Annotated in this window: 16 protein-coding genes and 1 riboswitch; of the genes, 9 read left to right on the plus strand and 7 right to left on the minus strand. The window is 73.3% G+C overall.

The annotated features are described in order from the left end of the window. Positions 1 to 9 precede the first annotated feature (9 nt). From qcrB to ctaE, 4 genes are all read right to left on the minus strand, one after another. Positions 10 to 1671 carry a cytochrome bc1 complex cytochrome b subunit gene (qcrB, locus tag A6V29_RS14640; RefSeq protein WP_137160982.1) on the minus strand — a complete coding sequence of 554 codons (1662 nt, stop codon included), beginning with the start codon at positions 1669 to 1671 and terminating at the stop codon, positions 10 to 12. Then, the gene (gene qcrA, locus A6V29_RS14645) at positions 1671 to 2786 is read right to left on the minus strand and encodes a cytochrome bc1 complex Rieske iron-sulfur subunit (RefSeq protein ID WP_137160983.1); all 1116 of its coding nucleotides are present in this window, start codon (positions 2784 to 2786) and stop codon (positions 1671 to 1673) included. Before qcrA ends, qcrB begins: the two co-directional genes overlap by 1 nt. Beyond that, positions 2783 to 3574, minus strand: a complete 792-nt coding sequence (gene qcrC, locus A6V29_RS21970; RefSeq protein ID WP_283956366.1) for a cytochrome bc1 complex diheme cytochrome c subunit — start codon at positions 3572 to 3574, stop codon at positions 2783 to 2785. The genes qcrA and qcrC overlap by 4 nt, the downstream gene beginning before the upstream one ends. Before the next feature lie 61 nt (positions 3575 to 3635). Continuing rightward, positions 3636 to 4247: an aa3-type cytochrome oxidase subunit III gene (ctaE, locus tag A6V29_RS14655; protein ID WP_349642954.1), complete on the minus strand. Its 612-nt coding sequence runs from the start codon at positions 4245 to 4247 to the stop codon at positions 3636 to 3638. A gap of 133 nt (positions 4248 to 4380) precedes the next feature. On the opposite strand from ctaE, the gene A6V29_RS14660 reads away from it, so the two are divergent. Both A6V29_RS14660 and trpD read left to right on the plus strand, forming a co-directional pair. Continuing rightward, positions 4381 to 4806 (plus strand): response regulator, encoded by a 426-nt coding sequence (locus A6V29_RS14660; protein ID WP_137160985.1) that lies wholly within the window; start codon positions 4381 to 4383, stop codon positions 4804 to 4806. Next, on the plus strand, positions 4803 to 5870 hold the full coding sequence (gene trpD, locus A6V29_RS14665) for an anthranilate phosphoribosyltransferase (protein ID WP_137160986.1): 1068 nt from the start codon (positions 4803 to 4805) through the stop codon (positions 5868 to 5870). Before A6V29_RS14660 ends, trpD begins: the two co-directional genes overlap by 4 nt. Here the strand turns inward: trpD and A6V29_RS14670 are convergent. Both A6V29_RS14670 and A6V29_RS14675 read right to left on the minus strand, forming a co-directional pair. After that, positions 5867 to 6154 carry an Lrp/AsnC family transcriptional regulator gene (locus A6V29_RS14670; RefSeq protein ID WP_137160987.1) on the minus strand — a complete coding sequence of 96 codons (288 nt, stop codon included), beginning with the start codon at positions 6152 to 6154 and terminating at the stop codon, positions 5867 to 5869. The genes trpD and A6V29_RS14670 overlap by 4 nt on opposite strands. Before the next feature lie 84 nt (positions 6155 to 6238). Then, positions 6239 to 8023 (minus strand): DEDD exonuclease domain-containing protein, encoded by a 1785-nt coding sequence (locus tag A6V29_RS14675; protein WP_137160988.1) that lies wholly within the window; start codon positions 8021 to 8023, stop codon positions 6239 to 6241. Positions 8024 to 8285: 262 nt separating this feature from the next. On the opposite strand from A6V29_RS14675, the gene A6V29_RS14680 reads away from it, so the two are divergent. The 5 genes from A6V29_RS14680 to A6V29_RS14700 all read left to right on the plus strand — a co-directional run bounded on the left by A6V29_RS14680 (position 8286) and on the right by A6V29_RS14700 (position 14374). Continuing rightward, on the plus strand, positions 8286 to 9977 hold the full coding sequence (locus tag A6V29_RS14680) for a D-alanyl-D-alanine carboxypeptidase family protein (RefSeq protein WP_137160989.1): 1692 nt from the start codon (positions 8286 to 8288) through the stop codon (positions 9975 to 9977). A gap of 66 nt (positions 9978 to 10043) precedes the next feature. Continuing rightward, positions 10044 to 10361 (plus strand): hypothetical protein, encoded by a 318-nt coding sequence (locus tag A6V29_RS14685; RefSeq protein WP_137160990.1) that lies wholly within the window; start codon positions 10044 to 10046, stop codon positions 10359 to 10361. Between the two features lie 200 nt (positions 10362 to 10561). Further along, positions 10562 to 10740, plus strand: a riboswitch (cyclic di-AMP (ydaO/yuaA leader). A 16-nt stretch (positions 10741 to 10756) separates the two neighbouring features. Continuing rightward, positions 10757 to 11875: a C40 family peptidase gene (locus A6V29_RS14690; RefSeq protein WP_249933247.1), complete on the plus strand. Its 1119-nt coding sequence runs from the start codon at positions 10757 to 10759 to the stop codon at positions 11873 to 11875. A 112-nt stretch (positions 11876 to 11987) separates the two neighbouring features. Next, positions 11988 to 13256: a M48 family metallopeptidase gene (locus tag A6V29_RS14695; protein WP_137160991.1), complete on the plus strand. Its 1269-nt coding sequence runs from the start codon at positions 11988 to 11990 to the stop codon at positions 13254 to 13256. Further along, positions 13253 to 14374, plus strand: coding sequence for a glycosyltransferase family 4 protein (locus A6V29_RS14700; protein ID WP_137160992.1), 1122 nt, complete (start codon positions 13253 to 13255; stop codon positions 14372 to 14374). The genes A6V29_RS14695 and A6V29_RS14700 overlap by 4 nt, the downstream gene beginning before the upstream one ends. Before the next feature lie 52 nt (positions 14375 to 14426). On the opposite strand, the gene A6V29_RS14705 is transcribed toward A6V29_RS14700, so the two are convergent. Then, complete coding sequence (locus A6V29_RS14705) at positions 14427 to 16220, minus strand: AMP-dependent synthetase/ligase (protein WP_170977879.1); 1794 nt, start codon at positions 16218 to 16220, stop codon at positions 14427 to 14429. 158 nt (positions 16221 to 16378) lie between these two features. Between A6V29_RS14705 and A6V29_RS14710 the strand changes: the two genes are divergently transcribed. Both A6V29_RS14710 and A6V29_RS14715 read left to right on the plus strand, forming a co-directional pair. Next, positions 16379 to 16810, plus strand: coding sequence for an SRPBCC family protein (locus A6V29_RS14710; protein ID WP_137160993.1), 432 nt, complete (start codon positions 16379 to 16381; stop codon positions 16808 to 16810). A gap of 5 nt (positions 16811 to 16815) precedes the next feature. After that, positions 16816 to 17187, plus strand: coding sequence for a hypothetical protein (locus A6V29_RS14715; protein ID WP_137160994.1), 372 nt, complete (start codon positions 16816 to 16818; stop codon positions 17185 to 17187). The last annotated feature ends 94 nt before the right edge of the window (positions 17188 to 17281 follow it).

Below are 17281 nucleotides of genomic sequence, written 5' to 3' on the forward strand. Positions count from 1 at the left end.
AGCGTCTGACTAGTCGCGCGGCTCCTGCGGCCGGCCACCCTCGGAGGGGCGACCGGACGTCGTGAGCTCGCGGTCCTCGCCGGCGGCCAGCTCGCGCTCCTCGGCGCGCTGCTCCAGCTCGACCTGCATCGGCTCCTCGATCGGGGAGAAGAACCCGCGGATCGCCCGGCGGGCGGCCCCGATCTGGTTCATCTTCTTGGGCACCGGAGCGCCGCCGTAGGCGAGGACGCCGTGGCCGTGCTCGTCGACCGGGCCGAGGGGCTGGTGCACCTCGATGTACTCACCGTGCGGCAGGCGCCGGATGACGCCGGTCTCGATGCCGTGCTCGAGGACCTCGCGGTCGTGCTTCTGCAGACCGAGGCAGATCCGGTAGGTGATCACATAGACGATCGGTGGCAGGACCACCACGCCGATGCGACCGAACCAGATCATCGCGTTCAGGCTGATGTTGAACTTGTCCGCGAAGACGTCGTTGCCGCCGGTCAGCGTGAGGATGCCGTAGAAGGTCAGCGCCATCATGCCGAGCGAGGTCCGGACGGGGACGTCCCGCGGACGCTGCAGCAGGTGGTGCGAGGCGGTGTCGCCGGTCAGCTTGCGCTCGATCGAGGGGTAGAGCGCCAGCACGGTGAACATCAGGCCGGCGATCACGACCGTCGGCCAGAACAGCGCCGGGATGTTGTAGTCGCCGGGCAGGTTGATGTCCCACGCCGGGAAGATCCGCGACGAGCCGTCCAGGAAGAAGATGTACCAGTCCGGCTGCGAGCCGGCCGACACCTGCGCGGGGTTGTACGGACCCCACAGCCAGAACGGGTTGATCTGCACCATGCCGCCGAGCGCGGCGATCATGCCGAACACGATGAACAGCAGACCGGTGGCCTTCGCCGCGAAGGTCGGGAACAGCCGGTTGCCGACGACGTTGTGCTCGGTCCGGCCGGGGCCGGGGAACTGGGTGTGCTTCTGCTTGACCAGGATCAGCAGGTGCAGCGCGATCAGCGCCAGCAGGATCGCCGGGATGATCAGCACGTGCGCGATGTAGAAGCGCCCGATGATCAGCTCCCCGACGAAGTCGCCGCCGAAGACCGCCCAGTGCGCCCATGTCCCGATCACCGGTATCGACAGCAGGATCGCGCTGATGATCCGCAGGCCGGTACCCGACAGCAGGTCGTCGGGGAGGGTGTAGCCGGTGACACCCATCAGCAGGGCGAGCACCAGCATGACCACGCCGATGATCCAGTTCGTCTCCCGCGGCCGACGGAAGGCGCCGGTGAAGAAGACGCGGAGCAGGTGCACCACGATCGACGCCACGAACAGCAGCGCGGACCAGTGGTGGACCTGGCGCATGAACAGGCCGCCGCGGACGTCGAAGGAGAGGTTGAGCGCGGAGTCGTACGCCGCCGACATCTCCACGCCGCGCAAGGGCGCGTAGGAGCCGTCGTAGACCACGTGCCGCAGCGACGGGTCGAAGAAGAACGTCAGGTAGGTCCCGGACAGGATCGCGATGATGAACGAGTAGAGCGCGATCTCGCCCAGCAGGAACGACCAGTGGTCCGGGAAGACCTTGTTGAGGGTCCGGCGGAGCGGGCCGGCGACGACCAGCCGGTCGTCGAACTCGACAGCGGCCTTGCCGAGCTTTGTCGTGGGGGCTCCCGGCGCGGTGGCGGTGGCGGCCATCAGATGCGCTCCCGGTTCCAGTAGGTCGGGCCCACGGCCTCGACGTAGTCGCTGCGGGCCACGAAGTAGCCCTCATCATCCACCGTGATCGGCAGCTGCGGCAGCGCGCGCGTGGCCGGTCCGAAGACGGGCTTGGCTCCCTGCGTCACGTCGAACTGCGACTGGTGGCACGGGCAGAGGATGCGGCTGGTCTCCTGCTCGTACAGCGAGACCGGGCAGCCGGCGTGGGTGCAGATCTTCGAGTAGGCGACGTAGTCGCCGTAGCCGAAGTCCTCCTGGCCCCGACGGGGGATGTCCTGGGCGAGCTGCTCGGGACGCAGGCGGATGAGCATGGTCGAGGCGTCGGCCTGCCGGTTGCCGCCGGGCACGGCGGGGAAGACCGTCTCCAGCGAACCGGGCTCCTGGTCGCTGGGGCGGACCGGGCTGCCGTCGTAGCGCACCAGGCGCACGCCCCGGGCCCATGCGGTCGTCCCGAGCGGGTTGCCCTTGTTCGGGTTCTTGATCATGCCGCCGAGCGGGGCGATGAGCATCAGGCCCACGCCACCGCCCATGAAGGCCAGCGAGCGGGTGAGCAGCTTGCGCCGGGCCAGGCCGCTCTTCTTGTAGCCGGTCGTGAGCGTCGCACCGGTGGTGACCCGGTCGAAGTGCGAGCCGTCGTGCTTGTCCTGGACGGCGGTCTCGTGGGGCAGGAGCTTCTTGGTGAAGAGCACCAGCCCGACCCCGATGAGCGCCAGGGACAGGCCCATGGTCAGCCCCAGGAGCGGGTTGAACAGCGTGCTCCAGGTGTCGCCGTCGTTCTCGGCCCAGTGCCAGTCCGGCAGGAACCAGCCCGAGCCGGCGTAGACGACGAGGAACGCGAAGGCGAAGACACCGGACAGCGTCCACACCAGGCCGACCTGGCGGAGGGCCCGCTTCTCCAGCCGGGAGCCCGGCTCGGGGCCCGGGTCGACGTGGAGGATCTCCACGCCGTCGTACCGGGCGCCGAGCAGGTCGAGGTCCTCGCGGGACATCGTCGCCAGCTGCTCGGGGGTGTAGTCGTCGTCCGGACCGCCGTGCAGCGGGCCGGGCGTGTCCGCGCCGCCGGTCGAACCGGGGCGGGTCTCGTGCGTGCTCACGCCTTGCTCCCCATCCAGAAGACGCCGAACATGAGGATCCCGATGCCGACCAGCCAGATGACCAGGCCCTCGGCGACCGGCCCGACGCGGCCGATGCCGGCGCCACCCGGGTCGGACTGGTTGCTGATCGTCTGCACGTAGGCGATGATCGAGCGCTTCTCGTCCGGGGTGAGCTGGTTGTCACCGAACACCGGCATGTTCCCCGGACCGGTCAGCATCGCCGTGTAGAGCTCGAGGTCGTTGGAGTCCTTGAGGCTCGGCGCCCGCTTGCCGGACGACAGCGCGCCGCCCTCGCCGACGAAGTTGTGGCACGAGGCGCAGTTGAGCCGGAACAGCTCACCGCCCTTGGCGACGTCGCCGCCCTTGAGGTCGTCGGACGGGAGCTCGGGGCCGCCGCCGTACGCCTGGACGTAGGCCATCAGCTGCTCGATCTCTTCGTCGTTGAAGACGGCCGGCTTGTCGGGGGCCTGCGCCTCGTTGCGCACCAGCGGCATGCGCCCGGTGTGCACCTGGAAGTAGACGGAGGCCGACCCCACGCCGATCAGCGAGGGACCGCGGTTGGCCTCGCCCTCGAGGTTCTCGCCGTGGCAGGTGATGCAGCTGCGCTCGTACAGCTCGCGGCCTGCCTCCACCGCCGCGCTGTCCGAGGCGTCGTCCGCGGGAGCGGCCTGGGCCGGGCTCACCACGGAGTACAGCGCGCCGGTGAGGATCAGCCCGGCCATGAGAGCGGCGACGTTGCCGAGGCGGCGGCGCTGCTTCGAACGTCGCCGCGCACGCGCCCTCGCCACCGGGGTGGCGCTGACGACGGACGGGGCGTCTGACTGCGGGTTCGAGTGGGACACCGGCTTCCTAACGGATGAAGTAGATCGTGGCGAACAACCCGATCCAGACGACGTCGACGAAGTGCCAGTAGTACGAGACCACGATGGCCGCGGTCGCCTGGGCCGGGGTGAAGCGCCCCATGGTCGACCTGATGAGGATGAAGACGAAGGCGATCAAGCCACCGATCACGTGCAGCCCGTGGAAGCCGGTGGTGATGTAGAAGACCGAGCCGTAGGTCGAGGACGCGATGGTCGTGCCGTGGTGGACGAGCTCGTAGTACTCGTAGCCCTGCCCGAGTACGAAGATCAGGCCGAGGGCGAAGGTGATGGTGAACCACCTGCGCAGCCCGAACACGTTGCCCTGTTCGGCGGCGAACACCCCGAACTGGCAGGTCACCGACGAGCTGACGAGGATCAGCGTGATCGCCAGCGCGTAGGGCACGTTCAGCTCGGTGGGCTCCGGCGGCCAGGCGCCCTCCGCCCGGGCTCGCGCCGTGAAGTACATGGCGAAGAGGCCGGCGAAGAACATCAGCTCGCTGGAGAGCCAGACGATCGTGCCGACGCTGACGATGTTCGGTCGGGTCAGGGAGTGCACCCTCGAGGGATCGAAGGCGCTGCTCGCCACGGGGGCCGTTGTCACGCCGCCATCATGGCATCGGCATCCCGCGGTCACGACTGCGGGGCCGCCTGGCGTGGCGAGCGATGTGATCATCCCGATACCGGGCCGCCCGCCCTCCCCGATCGGTAGCGCCCCGGGCACTAGGCTCGCCCGCGTGACCACTGCCGGAACCCCCGACGCCCCGGCCACCGTGCTCGTCTACAGCGCGCGCGCCGAGATCCGTGACGCCGTCCGCACCGCGGTCGGCCGCCGGCCCGCCCCGGACGTGGGACCGCTCACCTGGGTCGAGTGCGCCACCGGTGGCGAGGTGATCGCGGCCGTGGACGGCGGCGGGATCGACCTGTGCATCCTCGACGGCGAGTCGCAGCCGATGGGCGGGCTCGCCGTCGCCCGTCAGCTGGAGCAGGAGGTGCCCGACCGCCCGGCCGTGTGCGTGCTCATCGCCCGGCAGCCGGACCGCTGGCTGGCGCACTGGTCGAGGGCGGAGGCCACCCTGCCGCTCCCGGTGGACCCGCTGGTGGCACCCGACGTCGTGGCGGGGCTGCTGCGCGAGTCCGCGCGGCGGCCCGTCACCCGGTGACCGACGCGGTGGGTGCCGCGCCGTCCGCTCGGCCCACGTGGCCGGCGTTGCTCAACCGCCTCCTGGCCGGGAACGACCTCGCGGTCGAGGAGGCCGTCTGGGTGATGCGCGAGGTGATGACGGGCCAGGCGACCCCGGCGCAGGTCGCGGCCTTCGCGGTCGCGCTGCGGGCGAAGGGGGCGGCGGCCCAGGAGGTCTCCGGGCTGGCCGCGGAGATGCTCGCGCAGGCCACGCCCGTGTCGTTGTCCCTCGAGTGCGTGGACATCGTCGGCACCGGTGGCGACGGCGCGCACACCGTCAACATCTCGTCCATGGCGGCGCTGGTGACCGCGGCAGCCGGCGTCCCGGTGGCCAAGCACGGTGGCCGGGCCGCGTCGTCGTCGTCCGGGTCGGCCGACGTGCTCGAGGCGCTGGGCGTGGTCATCGACCTGCCGGCGGCGAGCGTCGCGCGGTGCGTCGAGGAGGCCGGCATCGGGTTCTTCTTCGCGCCGGTCTTCCACCCGGGGATGAGGCACGCGGCCGTCCCGCGCCGCGAACTGGGCATCGCGACGGTGTTCAACTTCCTCGGACCGCTGACCAACCCCGCCCGGCCGGTCGCCGCGGCCATCGGCTGCGCCGACGTCCGGATGGCGCCGGTGCTCGCGCAGGTCGTCGCCGACCGGGGCGCCCGGGGCCTGGTCTTCCGCGGCGACGACGGGCTCGACGAGCTGACCACGGCGACGACGTCCTCGGCGTGGGTGGTCCGGGACGGCGAGGTCGTACCCGACCGCGTCGATCCCCTGGCCCTCGGGCTCCCCGTCTCCGATCCTGACGCGCTCCGCGGCGGCACCCCGGACGTCAACGCCGACGTCTTCCGGCGCGTCGTGGCGGGGGAGCGGGGCGCGGTGCGCGACGCGGTGCTCCTCAACGCGGCCGCCGCGCTCGCCGCGTTCGACGCGGGAGAGGGCACGCTGCAGGACGGGCTCGCCGCCGGCCTGGAGCGGGCGGCGGCGGCGATCGACGACGGGCGGGCGGCTGCGCTGCTCGACCGCTGGATCACGATCAGCCAGGCCCTCCGGTCCTAGTCCGCCGACTCGAAGCCGATGGCGAAGGCCGCCTCCAGGTCGTGCTTGGAGTAGGCGCGGAAGGCGATGTGGGTCTCGGTGTCCAGCACGCCCGGCACCTTGTTCAACCGGCCCGCGACGACGTCGGCGACCTGGTCGAACTCGCGCACGCGGACGACGGCGATCAGGTCGACCTCGCCGGCGGTCGAGTAGACCTCGCTGACCCCGTCGAGGTCCGCGATGGCGGCGGCCACCTCGGGGATCGAGTCGGTCGCGGCGTCGATCATCACGATGGCGGTGATCACGACGGCGATGCTAGAAGGACCTCGCTGGTCCCCACCACTCGCTCCGCTCGTGTCGGGCCCCGGCAGCGAGGCCGTCATCGTGCGTCACCGACCTGCCGTGACCCTCTCCGGGCGGGTGCGGGTCCCCAGCGAGCGACCGTCGGCGAACGGGTCCCTGCCCGCGACGCTCTGCACGGCGCGGGCGAGGAAACCGCTGAAGGCGCCGGTGCCCGGGGCGGGGCAGGCCAGCGTGCCGTCGAGCTCGACCAGCCGGGTGCCGGGCTTCTCCATCCAGCGCAGCACGAGCTCGGTCTCGTCGACCGAGGCCGCGGACTCGCCCTCGGGTGCGATCGGGGTCTCGGCCGTGGCCAGCAGCAGGGCGAGCGTGCCGCGCACCGACGTGCCCCGCGGAGCGACCCCGGCGGCCACCAGCCGCCCGCGCCGGATCACCGACAGCTGCCAGCCGCCCTCGCCGTCCGGGCGGGCGAGGACGAGCTCCGGGACGGCGGCCAGCGACTCCAGCCGTTGCCGCCGCCGGACCGCGCGCAGCAGCACGGCGGTCCGGTCGCGCAGCACGGCCGCATCTTCGTAGCGCTCCTCGGCCGCGAGCCGCTCGACGCGGCGGAGCAGCGGTGCGACCAGCTGCTCCGGATCGCGGGCGACGGCCGCGCGCAGGACCGCGGCCACGTCGGCGTACTCCGCGACCGACTGTGCGCCGGTGCAGGGCGCTCCGCAGCGCCCCATGTCCGCCAGCGCGCACGCGGACCCCGCGGGAGCCCGCGCGGGGATCCTGGCGGTGCACTGGCGTAGCGGCAGCGACTCGTGGACGGCGGCGACCGCCGCGTCGGCGGCCCGCCGGTCGGGGAACGGCCCGAGGAAGACGCCGGCGCCCGGCCGGACCCGGCGGACCACGGAGAGCCGGGGGAACGGCTCCTCGGTCAGCCGCACCCACAGCGCCCGCTCGGGGAAGCGGGACCGGCGGTTGTAGCGGGGTTTGTGCTCTGCGATGAGCCGCAGCTCGCGCACCGCGGCCTCCAGCGCGTGCGCGCAGGGGATCGCGTCGACGCGCTGGGCCAGCGCCACCATCTCGGTGATCCGGCTGCGTTGCTCTCCCGAGGTGAAGTAGCTGCGCACCCGGGTGCGGAGGTCGCTGGACGTGCCGACGTAGAGCGGCTCGTCGCGCGGCCCGCGGAAGAGATAGACCCCCGGGCCGTGCGGGACGGCATCGGCCAGGTGGCGCTTGCGCCGGCGCCCCGGATCGATCTGCCGGGTGAGCCCGGTGAGCTCCTCCAGCGAGGAGACCCCCAGCGGGCCCAGCCGCTCGAAGAGCCCGTGCAGGACGTCGACCGTCGCGCGGGCGTCGTCGAGCGCGCGGTGCGTGGGCGAGGTCGTGGCCGAGAAGAACGGCGCGAGCGTGCCCAGCTTGCAGTTGGGCACCTCGTCGCGGGTGAGCAGCCGCCGGGCCAGCACCGCCGTGTCGACCGAGGCCACGGTGGGCCAGGGGATCCCGGTCTCGGCGCAGGCGGCCTTGAGGAACCCGAGGTCGAAGGGCGCGTTGTGCGCCACCAGCACCGCGCCCCGCGCGAACTCGAGGAACGCCGGGAGCACCGTGCCGATGCGCGGGGCCGCGGCCACCATCGACGTCGTGATGCCCGTGAGCACGCTGATGTAGGGCGGGATCTCGCACCCCGGGTCGACGAGGGTCTGGAACTCGCCGAGCACCTCCCCGCCGCGGACCTTCACCGCACCGATCTCGGTGATCGCGCTGTCCTTGGGGGAGCCGCCCGTGGTCTCGAGGTCGACCACCACGAAGGTGACCTCCGCCAGGGGGGTGCCGAGCTCCTCGATCGTGCCCTGCACGTACTGCGCAGCGGCGGGGGAGGAGGTCACGGGGCGGACGGTAGGTCGAGGGACCGACAGTCCCGGGGCGCCGCGCCGCTTCGGCGTCCCGCCCCGGGCCTCGCGCCGATCCCCCTGCCGGGCGAACCAGGCGTCTCACCTGGCGCATCACCGGTGATCGGGACAACATTCCTGCGGTGGGCGACGGTGCCCGGATCCGCAGAGGTGGTTGATGTCCCCGCGCTCCCCGTGGCGTTCGTCGAGGCCGGACACGGCAGGACGGCCCCGCGGTCGGTCGCTCGCGGCGTCCCTGGTGCTCCCGCCGCTCACGGCGCTGACCCTGGCGCTCACCGCGACGGCCGCCGTCGCGGCGCCCAGCGACCAGCCGGGCGGCACGTCCGGGGTCCTGGACAGCCGCGCGCTGGACGAACTCCAGCAGCGCGCCTCTGAGGTGCAGCGCGGCCTGCAGGACCAGCAGGACGAGGTCGTCGAGGCGCGTGCGGCGCTCGCCGAGGCCGAACGGGCCGTCGCCGAGGCCGAGGCGGTGCTCACCGACGCCGAGGGAGAACTGGCCGGGTACCAGGGGGTGGTCGCCCGGTACGCCTCCGCCGTGTACCGCGACAGCGGAGCGCTGACGCCGCTCACCCTCCTGCTCAGCGGCGGGGACCCCGGCGACGTGCTCGCGGCCATGGGCTTCCTCGAGGTCGTCGACAGGCACGCGGCCGGCGTCATCGGCGCCGCGGAGCAGCAGCGCCGGGCGGCCGTGGAGCAGCAGCGCCAGGCCGCGGCGGCCCTGGAGCAGGCGAGGGCGCGTGCGGACGAGGTCGGCGCCCAGGTCGCCCGGCTCGAGGCCGCGGCGAGCGCGGTCACCGAGGAGCTCGACGCGGCCCTCGGCGCTGTGGATCGCCAGCTCGCCGCGCTCCAGCAGGAACAGGTCGAGGTCAACGAGCGGACCGCCGCCAGCTGGCGGGCCTACGTCGACCAGCTGAGGGCCGCCGGGCTGGACGCGGTCCCGGCCGCGCTGCTGCGCGACCCGGCGGCCGGACTGCCCGTCCCGCTCGTGCCGGTCGGTGCCGGGAACGGCGGCGCCCAGCGCGGTGCCGGCCAGCTGCCCGGCCAGCCGACCTCGCTGCTCGTGCTGCCCGCGGAGACCCTGACGGCCGTGACCGCCGCGATGGACGCCCTCGGGCTGCCCTACGCCCCGGGGACCGCGGGGCCGGAGTCGTGGGACTGCGGCTCGCTGGTCCAGGCGGTCTACGGGCGGGCGGGCATCCAACTGCCCGGTGACCAGGCAGCGCTGTTCGCCTCCACCAGCCCCGTCGCGCCGGCCGACGTGCTCCCGGGGGACCTGGTGTTCCTGGGCACGGCCGAGGCGGGGCTGGGGCACGTCGGCATCGCGCTGGACCCGGCGACCATGCTCGCGGCCGACGCTCGGGCCGGCGCGGTCGTCGTCCGCACGCTGCCGGCCGAGCAGCTGATCGGCGTGGGCCGCCCGAGCCTCGGCCAGCGGCCGGCTGCCGACGTGCCCGGGCCCACCGGCGGCGCGCTGCGCATGGAGTGCGGCAACACCGTCTACCCGCCGAGCTACGACGGCGGGCGTCAGTGGGGCGGCTATCCGAACGGGCTCATCCCGCCCAGTGCGCTGTGCCCGATCGGGGTGGGCAACCACTCGCTGCGGTGCGACGCCGCGGCGGCCTACCGGGCGCTGTCGGCGGCCTACGCCGCCCAGTTCGGCCGCCCGCTGTGCATCACCGACTCGTACCGGACCTACGGCGCCCAGGTGAAGCTGTACGGGGAGAAGCCGGCGCTGGCCGCCGTCCCGGGCACCAGCAACCACGGCTGGGGGCTGGCCGTGGACCTCTGCGGCGGTGTCGAGCGGTTCGGGACCGCGCAGTTCGCCTGGATGAAGGCCAACGCCGGCCGGTTCGGCTGGCTGCATCCCACCTGGGCCGACCAGGGTAACGGGCGCGAGGAGCCCTGGCACTGGGAGTACGCCGCCACCTGACGAGGAGGGCCGGCCGGAAATGTCGGTGGTCGTTCCTACCGTGCGGAGGACTCACGGAGGAGAGACATGCTCATCGACTGCGACACCTGCACCGTCCGGGGCGCCGGCTGCGCCGACTGCGTCGTCACCGTGCTGCTGGGCGCGCCGCCCGGCTGGCAGGGGGTGGACCCGGTCGTGGTCCAGCTGTCCGAGCGCCCCCGCACGCCCGCGCGAACGGCCGAGGACGCCGTCGTGCCCCCGCCCGGCGTGGTGGTGGAGTTCGACGACGTCGAGCGCCGCGCGGTGCGCGCACTCGCGGAGTACGGCCTCGTCCCACCGCTGCGGCACCGCGGTGGGACGGAGGCAGGCGGCGCGGACGGCTCGTCGGGCAGCCGCACGGGGTGAGACGGATCCGACAGGGGTGCTCTCTGCCGGTCGCGGAGCGTGCGCATACGCCTACCGAGCGCCGAACTGAGCGAGGCGCGCGCTGTCGAACGCGATTCTCGTCACAGAAGTGCTCCCTGCTTCGGTTTGTCACGAGAACGTCACGAACGTAGGGTCGTCGCGTTCGACCGGGTGGTCGTCATCCACGGAGGGATGGCCTCGGCCGGACACCGCCGAATCGCCGTACGACGTCCCGTGGACGTCCGAGGTGAACCGGGGACCCACCGCAGTTCTGGGGTGAGTTCTCCCGTCGGGCCGGCTCGCCGGCGCGCGGGGGATAGGGCAGATCTTCCCAGCCCGAACCCGTCAGCTAACTCGGTAGGCGGTGACAGTGGAAGAAATGGAGAGCCGCCCACGTGGCGACCCCTCACGCGCTACCTACGCACGCCTTCGACCAGTTCCGCCCCGCTCGCCCTGCCGGCACCGCCCGCCGGATGGGCAGGCTCCGCGCCGGCCTCCTCATCGGAGCGACGACCGCGCTGACCCTCACGGTCCTGCCCGGCACCGCTGTCGCGGACCCGGTCACCGCCACCAGCCCCGCGCAGGCGGCCGAGCTGGTCGCCGATGCCAGCCACGAGCTCGAGGTCGTCTCCGAGGAGCTGAACGAGGCCCGGGTCGAGCTCGAGCGCCAGCGCGCCGCGGTGGACACCGCCGAGCTCGCGGCCCTCGAGGCAGCCGAGCAGCGCGCCGCGCTCGACGGCCGCATCCGGCAGCTGGCCCGCAGCGCCTACACCCAGGGCGGCGCCTCGCTCACCCAGCTCGACGTCCTGCTCACCAGCAGGTCCGCCGACGAGTTCGTCTCCCAGCTCGGCACGCTCGACGCGATCGCCGGCCACACCAACGCCGCCGTCCGCCAGGTGGCCGACGCGTCCGAGCGCGCGGAGGACACCCGGGCCCAGGCCGAGGAGGCCCGCCAGCGCGCCGAGCGCACGGTCCAGGACATCGAGGCCAAGCAGCAGGACCTCGAGGCCAGGATCGCCGACTACCAGCGCCAGTTCGAGGCGCTGGACGCCGCGCAGCGCGCGGTGGTCGAGCGGGCCCACGGCGACTCCCAGCCGGTGCGCGCCTCGCGGAGCGCCGACCGGACCGCCCCCGTGGCCGGTGCCGTCAGCGCACCCAGCGGCGCGGCCCAGGTCGCCGTCGACACCGCCCTGGCCCAGGTGGGCGACCGCTACGTCTGGGGCGCCAGCGGACCTGACGCGTTCGACTGCTCGGGCCTGACCTCCTACGCCTACGCCGCCGCCGGTGTCTCGCTGCCGCACTCCAGCCGCAGCCAGTCGCAGATGGGCCGGCCGGTCTCGCGCGGTGAACTGCAGCCGGGCGACCTGGTGTTCTTCTACAGCCCGGTCAGCCACGTCGGCATGTACATCGGCAACGGCCAGATGGTCCACGCGTCGACCTCCAGCCAGCCGGTGAAGGTCGCCAGCGTCGACTCGATGGGCAGCTACAACAGCGCCCGCCGGATCGTCGGCTAGGTCGGACCGCAGCGACCGAGGGCCGGTCACCCCACCCGGGGTGGCCGGCCCTCGTCGTCGGGACCGCGGAGCTGTCGCCCGCGGCCCATATGATCGGCCAGGTGTTGGACCTGTGAGGGCGCGTCGCGTGGCGCTGCTGGCCGCCGTGGTCCTCTTCGCCGGCTTCGTGGTCGTCGTGGTCGTCGGCACCCCGTGGCAGCCGCTGCCCGAACCGCCCGGCGGGCACACCCCGATCGATCCCACGGCGGGCCTCGCGCCGGAGCAGGTCGATCGCGCCGAGTCGTTCGTCGCCGCGCTCCGACCGGCCTCGCTGGCCTCTCTCCTGCTGGGACTGGCGGCCTCCGCGGTGCTCGGCCTGACCCCGCTCGGCGCACGGCTCGTGCGTGCCCTCCCGACGCCGCGCCGGGGGCGCTGGGCCTGGCAGGTGCTCCTGGGCGTGCTCGCGCTCGCGGTGATCGGGCGGCTGGTCACCCTCCCGCTGTCCGCGTACGGCGAGGTCGTGCGGCACCGCTACGGGCTGTCCACCCGCGGCTGGGGGCTGTGGCTGCGCGACGTCGTCGTCTCGACGGCGATCGACGCCGCACTCACCGCCGTGACCGCGCTGGTGCTCGTCTGGCTGGCGCGGCGGCTCGCCCGGGGATGGTGGGCGGTCGCGGCCGCCGGTGCGGCAGTCCTCGTCGTCGTCGGCTCGTTCCTGTGGCCGGTGCTCATGGAGCCGGCCTTCAACGACTTCGAGTCGATGCCGGCCGGCGAGCTGCGCACCGACCTGCTGGCGCTGGCCCAGGAGAACGGCACCCCGGTCCGCGACGTGCTGGTGTCCGACGCCTCGCGGCGGACCACCGCGCTCAACGCCTACGTCTCCGGGTTCGGCTCCACCCGCCGCATCGTCGTCTACGACACGGTGCTCGAGCGGCTGCCCGACGAGCAGATCGAGTCGATCGTCGCGCACGAACTGGGGCACGTGGCCACCGACGACGTCCTGACGGGCACGCTGATGGGGGCGCTGGGCGCGGCCGGGGGAGTGGCGCTGCTCGGGTGGGTGCTCACCTCACCGCGGCTGCTCCGTCGGGCCGGGGCCGAGAGCGCCGGCGATCCGCGCGCGGTGCCGCTCCTGCTGCTGCTGGTCGCCGTCGGGACGCTCCTCGCCACGCCGGTCCAGAACCTCGTCTCGCGCCAGGTCGAGGCGCGCGCCGACGTGCACGCCCTCGATCTCACCGAGGACCCCGAGGCGTTCGTCGCCATGCAACGCGGTCTCGCGGGCAGCAACCTCTCCGATCCCGATCCGCCGGACGCCTGGCACTGGTTCTTCGGCTCGCACCCGACGGTCGCGCAGCGGATCGCGCTGGCCCAGGACTGGGCCCGGGCGGAGCGCGAGCCGTGAGCCGCACGCTCGTCGTCACCAACGACTTCCCGCCCCGCCAGGGCGGCATCCAGACGTTCGTCGCCGCCCTGCTCGAGCGCCGCCCGCCCGACTCCCTGGTGGTCCTGGCGTCGGACCACCCGGGCGCGGCCGAGCACGACGCCGCCCTGCCCTACCCGGTGGTCCGCCGGCCGACGAGCATGCTGCTGCCCACGCGGGCCACGGCACGGGCGGCGGTCGACCTCGTGCGGCGCTACGACTGCGACACCGCCGTCTTCGGTGCCGCGGCACCGCTGGGTCTCCTCGCGCCGACGCTGCGGGAGGCGGGCGTGCGCCACCAGGTCGGCATCACCCACGGGCACGAGACCGGCTGGGTGGCGCTGCCCGGGAGCCGGCAGGTGATGCAGCGGATCGCCGGTGGGCTCGACGTCGTCACCTACATCACCGAGTACACCCGCGCCCGGCTCGCGCCCGCGCTGTCGGGCAGGACCCGGCTGGCGCAGCTCTCCCCGGGCGTCGACGTCGAGAGGTTCACCCCCGACGTCGACGGCGGCGGGGTGCGCCGGAGGCACGGGCTGGGGAGCGCGCCCGTGGTGGTCTGCGTCTCCCGGCTGGTCGCCCGCAAGGGCCAGGACGTGCTGGTCGCGGCGTGGCCGCAGGTGCTGGCGCGGCACCCGGACGCGCGGCTCCTGCTGGTCGGCGGCGGACCCGACGAGGCGGCGCTGCACCGTGCCGTGGCCCGGCGGGGGCTCGAGCGCTCCGTGGTCCTCACCGGGGCCGTCGACGCAGCGGAGCTACCGGCCCACTACGCCGCCGGCGACGTCTTCGCCATGCCCTGCCGCACCCGCCGGGCCGGGCTCGACGTGGAGGGCCTGGGGATGGTCTTCCTCGAGGCGGCCGCCTGCGGCCGGCCCGTCGTGGCCGGCACGTCCGGCGGCGCCCCGGAGGCGGTGCAGGAGGGGGTCACCGGGCACGTCGTGGACCCCCGCTCGACCGATGCCGTGGCGAGCACGCTGGCCGGCCTGCTCGACGACCCGGTCCGGGCTCGGGCCATGGGGGCCGCGGGGCGGGCCTGGGTGGAGCAGCGCTGGTCCTGGGAGACGATCGCCGCGACCTTCGCGGAGCTGCTGCACCCCTGAACGCACGACGGCGCCGCCCCGGTGGGGACGGCGCCGTCGGCGTTGTTGGTGGTCAGCGCGCGTAGAGCGCCTCGACCTCGTCGCCGAACTCCTTCATGACCACCGCGCGCTTGAGCTTCAGGCTCGGGGTGAGCATGCCGTTCTCCTCGGTGAAGTCGGTGCCGAGGATGTGGAACTTCTTGATTGCCTCGGCCTGCGAGACGGCCTTGTTGGCGTCCTTCACGGCCGCGTCGATCTCGGCCTTGAGGTCGGCGTCCTCCCGGGCCTGCTCCACCGACATGTCGGCGGGCTTGCCCTTGGACTCCAGCCACTGCGGCAGGGCCTCCTCGTCGAGGGTGATCAGCGCGGCGATGAACGGGCGCTGGTCGCCGACGACGATGCACTGGCTGACCAGCCGGTGGGCGCGCAGCCGGTCCTCGAGCACGGCGGGGGCGACGTTCTTGCCCCCCGCGGTCACCAGGATCTCCTTCTTGCGGCCGGTGATCTTGAGGAAGCCGTCGGCGTCGAGCTCGCCGAGGTCGCCGGTGTGGAACCAGCCCTCGGCGTCGATCGCCTCGCGGGTGGCGTCCTCGTTCCGCCAGTAGCCGCGCATGACGATGCCGCCCCGGATGAGCACCTCGCCGTCGTCGGCGATCCGGAACTCCACGCCGGGCAGCGGCTGGCCGACGGTGCCGATGCGCAGGGCGTCGTCGTGGTTCACCGACGCGGCGGCCGTGGTCTCGGTCAGGCCGTAGCCCTCGAAGACGGTCACCCCGATGCCCCGGAAGAAGTGCCCGAGCCGCTCGCCGAGCGGCGCGCCGCCGGAGATGGCGCCCAGGCAGTTGCCGCCGAGCGCGGCGCGGAGCTTGCCGTAGACCAGCTTGTCGAACAGCGCGTGCTGGGCGCGGAGCCCGAGGCCGGGGCCGCCGGTGTCCTGGGCACGCGACCAGTCGATGGCCACCTGGGCGGCCTTGTCGAAGATCTTGCCCTTGCCGTCGCCCTCCGCCTTGGCCTTGGCGGAGTTGAAGACCTTCTCGAACACGCGCGGCACGGCCAGGACGAACGTGGGCTTGAACTCGCCGAGGTCGTCGAGCAGGTTCTTCACGTCCGGCGTGTGGCCGATGACCGTCCGGTTCTTGATGGCGCCGACCTGCAGGACGCGGGCGAGGACGTGCGCGAGCGGGATGAACAGCAGCAGCGAGCCCTGCACGCTCATGAACCTGTCGAGCAGCGTGATGCCGTTGCCGATCTCGAACAGGAAGTTGCGGTGGGTCAGCTCGCAGCCCTTGGGGCGGCCGGTCGTGCCGCTGGTGTAGATCAGCGTGGCCAGGCTGTCGGCGTTCAGCGTGGCGCGGCGCGCCTCGAGCTCGCTGTCGGGGACGTCCTTGCCGGCCTGGGTCAGCGTGCCGACGGCGTCGTCGTCGATGACGTGCACGGACGTCAGGTCGGGCGCCTGGTCGCGGACGGTCTCGACGGCGTCGGCGTGCTCGGAGCTCTCGACGACGATCGCGGTGGCACCGGAGTCCGACAGGATCCAGGCGACCTGGTCGGGGCTGGAGGTCTCGTAGATGGGGACGACGACGGCGCCGGCGGTCCAGATGGCGTAGTCGAAGACGGTCCACTCGTAGCGGGTCTTCGCCTGCAGGGCGACCCGGTCACCGGCGGCGACACCGGAGGCGATCAGCCCCTTGGCGACGCCGCGCACCTCGTCGCCGAACTGCTTCCAGGTGACGTCCTGCCACTGGCCGTTCTGCCGTCGGCGCAGGCCGACCTCGTCGCCGTGCTGGGCGACGTTCTCGGCCAGCATGTCCGGAATGGCCTCGTCGGGGCCGATCTCGGTCCTGGCAGGGATGCTGAACTCGCGCACGCCCGGTCCTCTCCTCCCGCACCGCCGCCGGGCACCGTCGCCCGCCGCTCCCGGTACAGGACGTCGGTTCGCCAATCTACCGGCCACCTCCTACCCATGAGTAATCAAACGGTGCAGCGGCGGTCGCGGGACCGTGCGCACCCGTTAGCCTGCTGCGCATGGCCGAGCAGTCCACCCAGTCGATCGTCATCGAGGCCCCCGCGGCCGACGTCATGGCCGTCATCGCCGACTTCCCCGCCTACCCGCAGTGGGTGGCCGCCGCGAAGACGGTCGAGGTGCTCGAAGAGGGGCCCGGTGGGCGGGCGCGGCGGGTGCACTTCGTGCTCGATGCCGGCGCCATCAAGGACGACTACGTCCTCGACTACACCTGGGACGGGGACCGGCAGGTGACCTGGACCCTGGTGAAGGGCCAGATGCAGAAGCGCCAGGAGGGCTCCTACACGCTGGTGGAGACCGACGGGCGGACCGAGGTCACGTACTCGATCACCATCGACCTGTCGATCCCGATGCTGGGCATGATCAAGCGCAAGGCCGAGAAGGTCATCCTCGACACGGCTCTCAAGGAGCTCAAGAAGCGCGTCGAGGGCTGAGCCGCGTGCGCACCCTCGTCGTCGCTGGCCCCGGTGGGGCGGGTGCCTCCACCCTGGCCGCGGCCGCGGCGGTGCGCGTCGCGGGCACCGGCCGGTCGACCCTGCTGCTGTCCCGCCGGCCGGTGGTCGTGCGCGGCCTCGACGAGGTGGGCGGGCTGACCGTCCGCGCGGTCGACGCCCGGGTCGCCGTCGAGGAGCTGTGGGCCGGCGCGGTGACGCCGGCCGCGGCGTCGCTGCCGCAGCTGCCGCTGCCGCCGTCGTCCTCGGTGGTCCCGGTGCCCGGAGCGGCGGACCTGGCCCTGTTCGCCGAGCTCGCCCGCGCGCGGCCGACGTGGTGGTCGTGGACGCCGGGTCGCTCGCCGACGCCGCGTCGCTGATGACGCTCCCGGACACGCTGCGCTGGTGGCTGGACGCCCTGCTGCCCCCTGGCGTGCGCGCGCTGGGCGCGCTCCGCTCGGCCGCGGTGGGGGC

It is taken from the genome of Blastococcus sp. CCUG 61487 (assembly GCF_005222955.1).
Taxonomy (GTDB): Bacteria; Actinomycetota; Actinomycetes; order Mycobacteriales; family Geodermatophilaceae; genus Blastococcus.

Excerpts from the sequence above, each read along its gene's own strand:
- qcrB (WP_137160982.1), bottom strand. The coding sequence starts at position 1,671 with ATGGCCGCCACCGCCACCGCGCCGGGAGCCCCCACGACAAAGCTCGGC.
- A6V29_RS14685 (WP_137160990.1), top strand. The coding sequence starts at position 10,044 with ATGCTCATCGACTGCGACACCTGCACCGTCCGGGGCGCCGGCTGCGCC.
- A6V29_RS14710 (WP_137160993.1), top strand. The coding sequence starts at position 16,379 with ATGGCCGAGCAGTCCACCCAGTCGATCGTCATCGAGGCCCCCGCGGCC.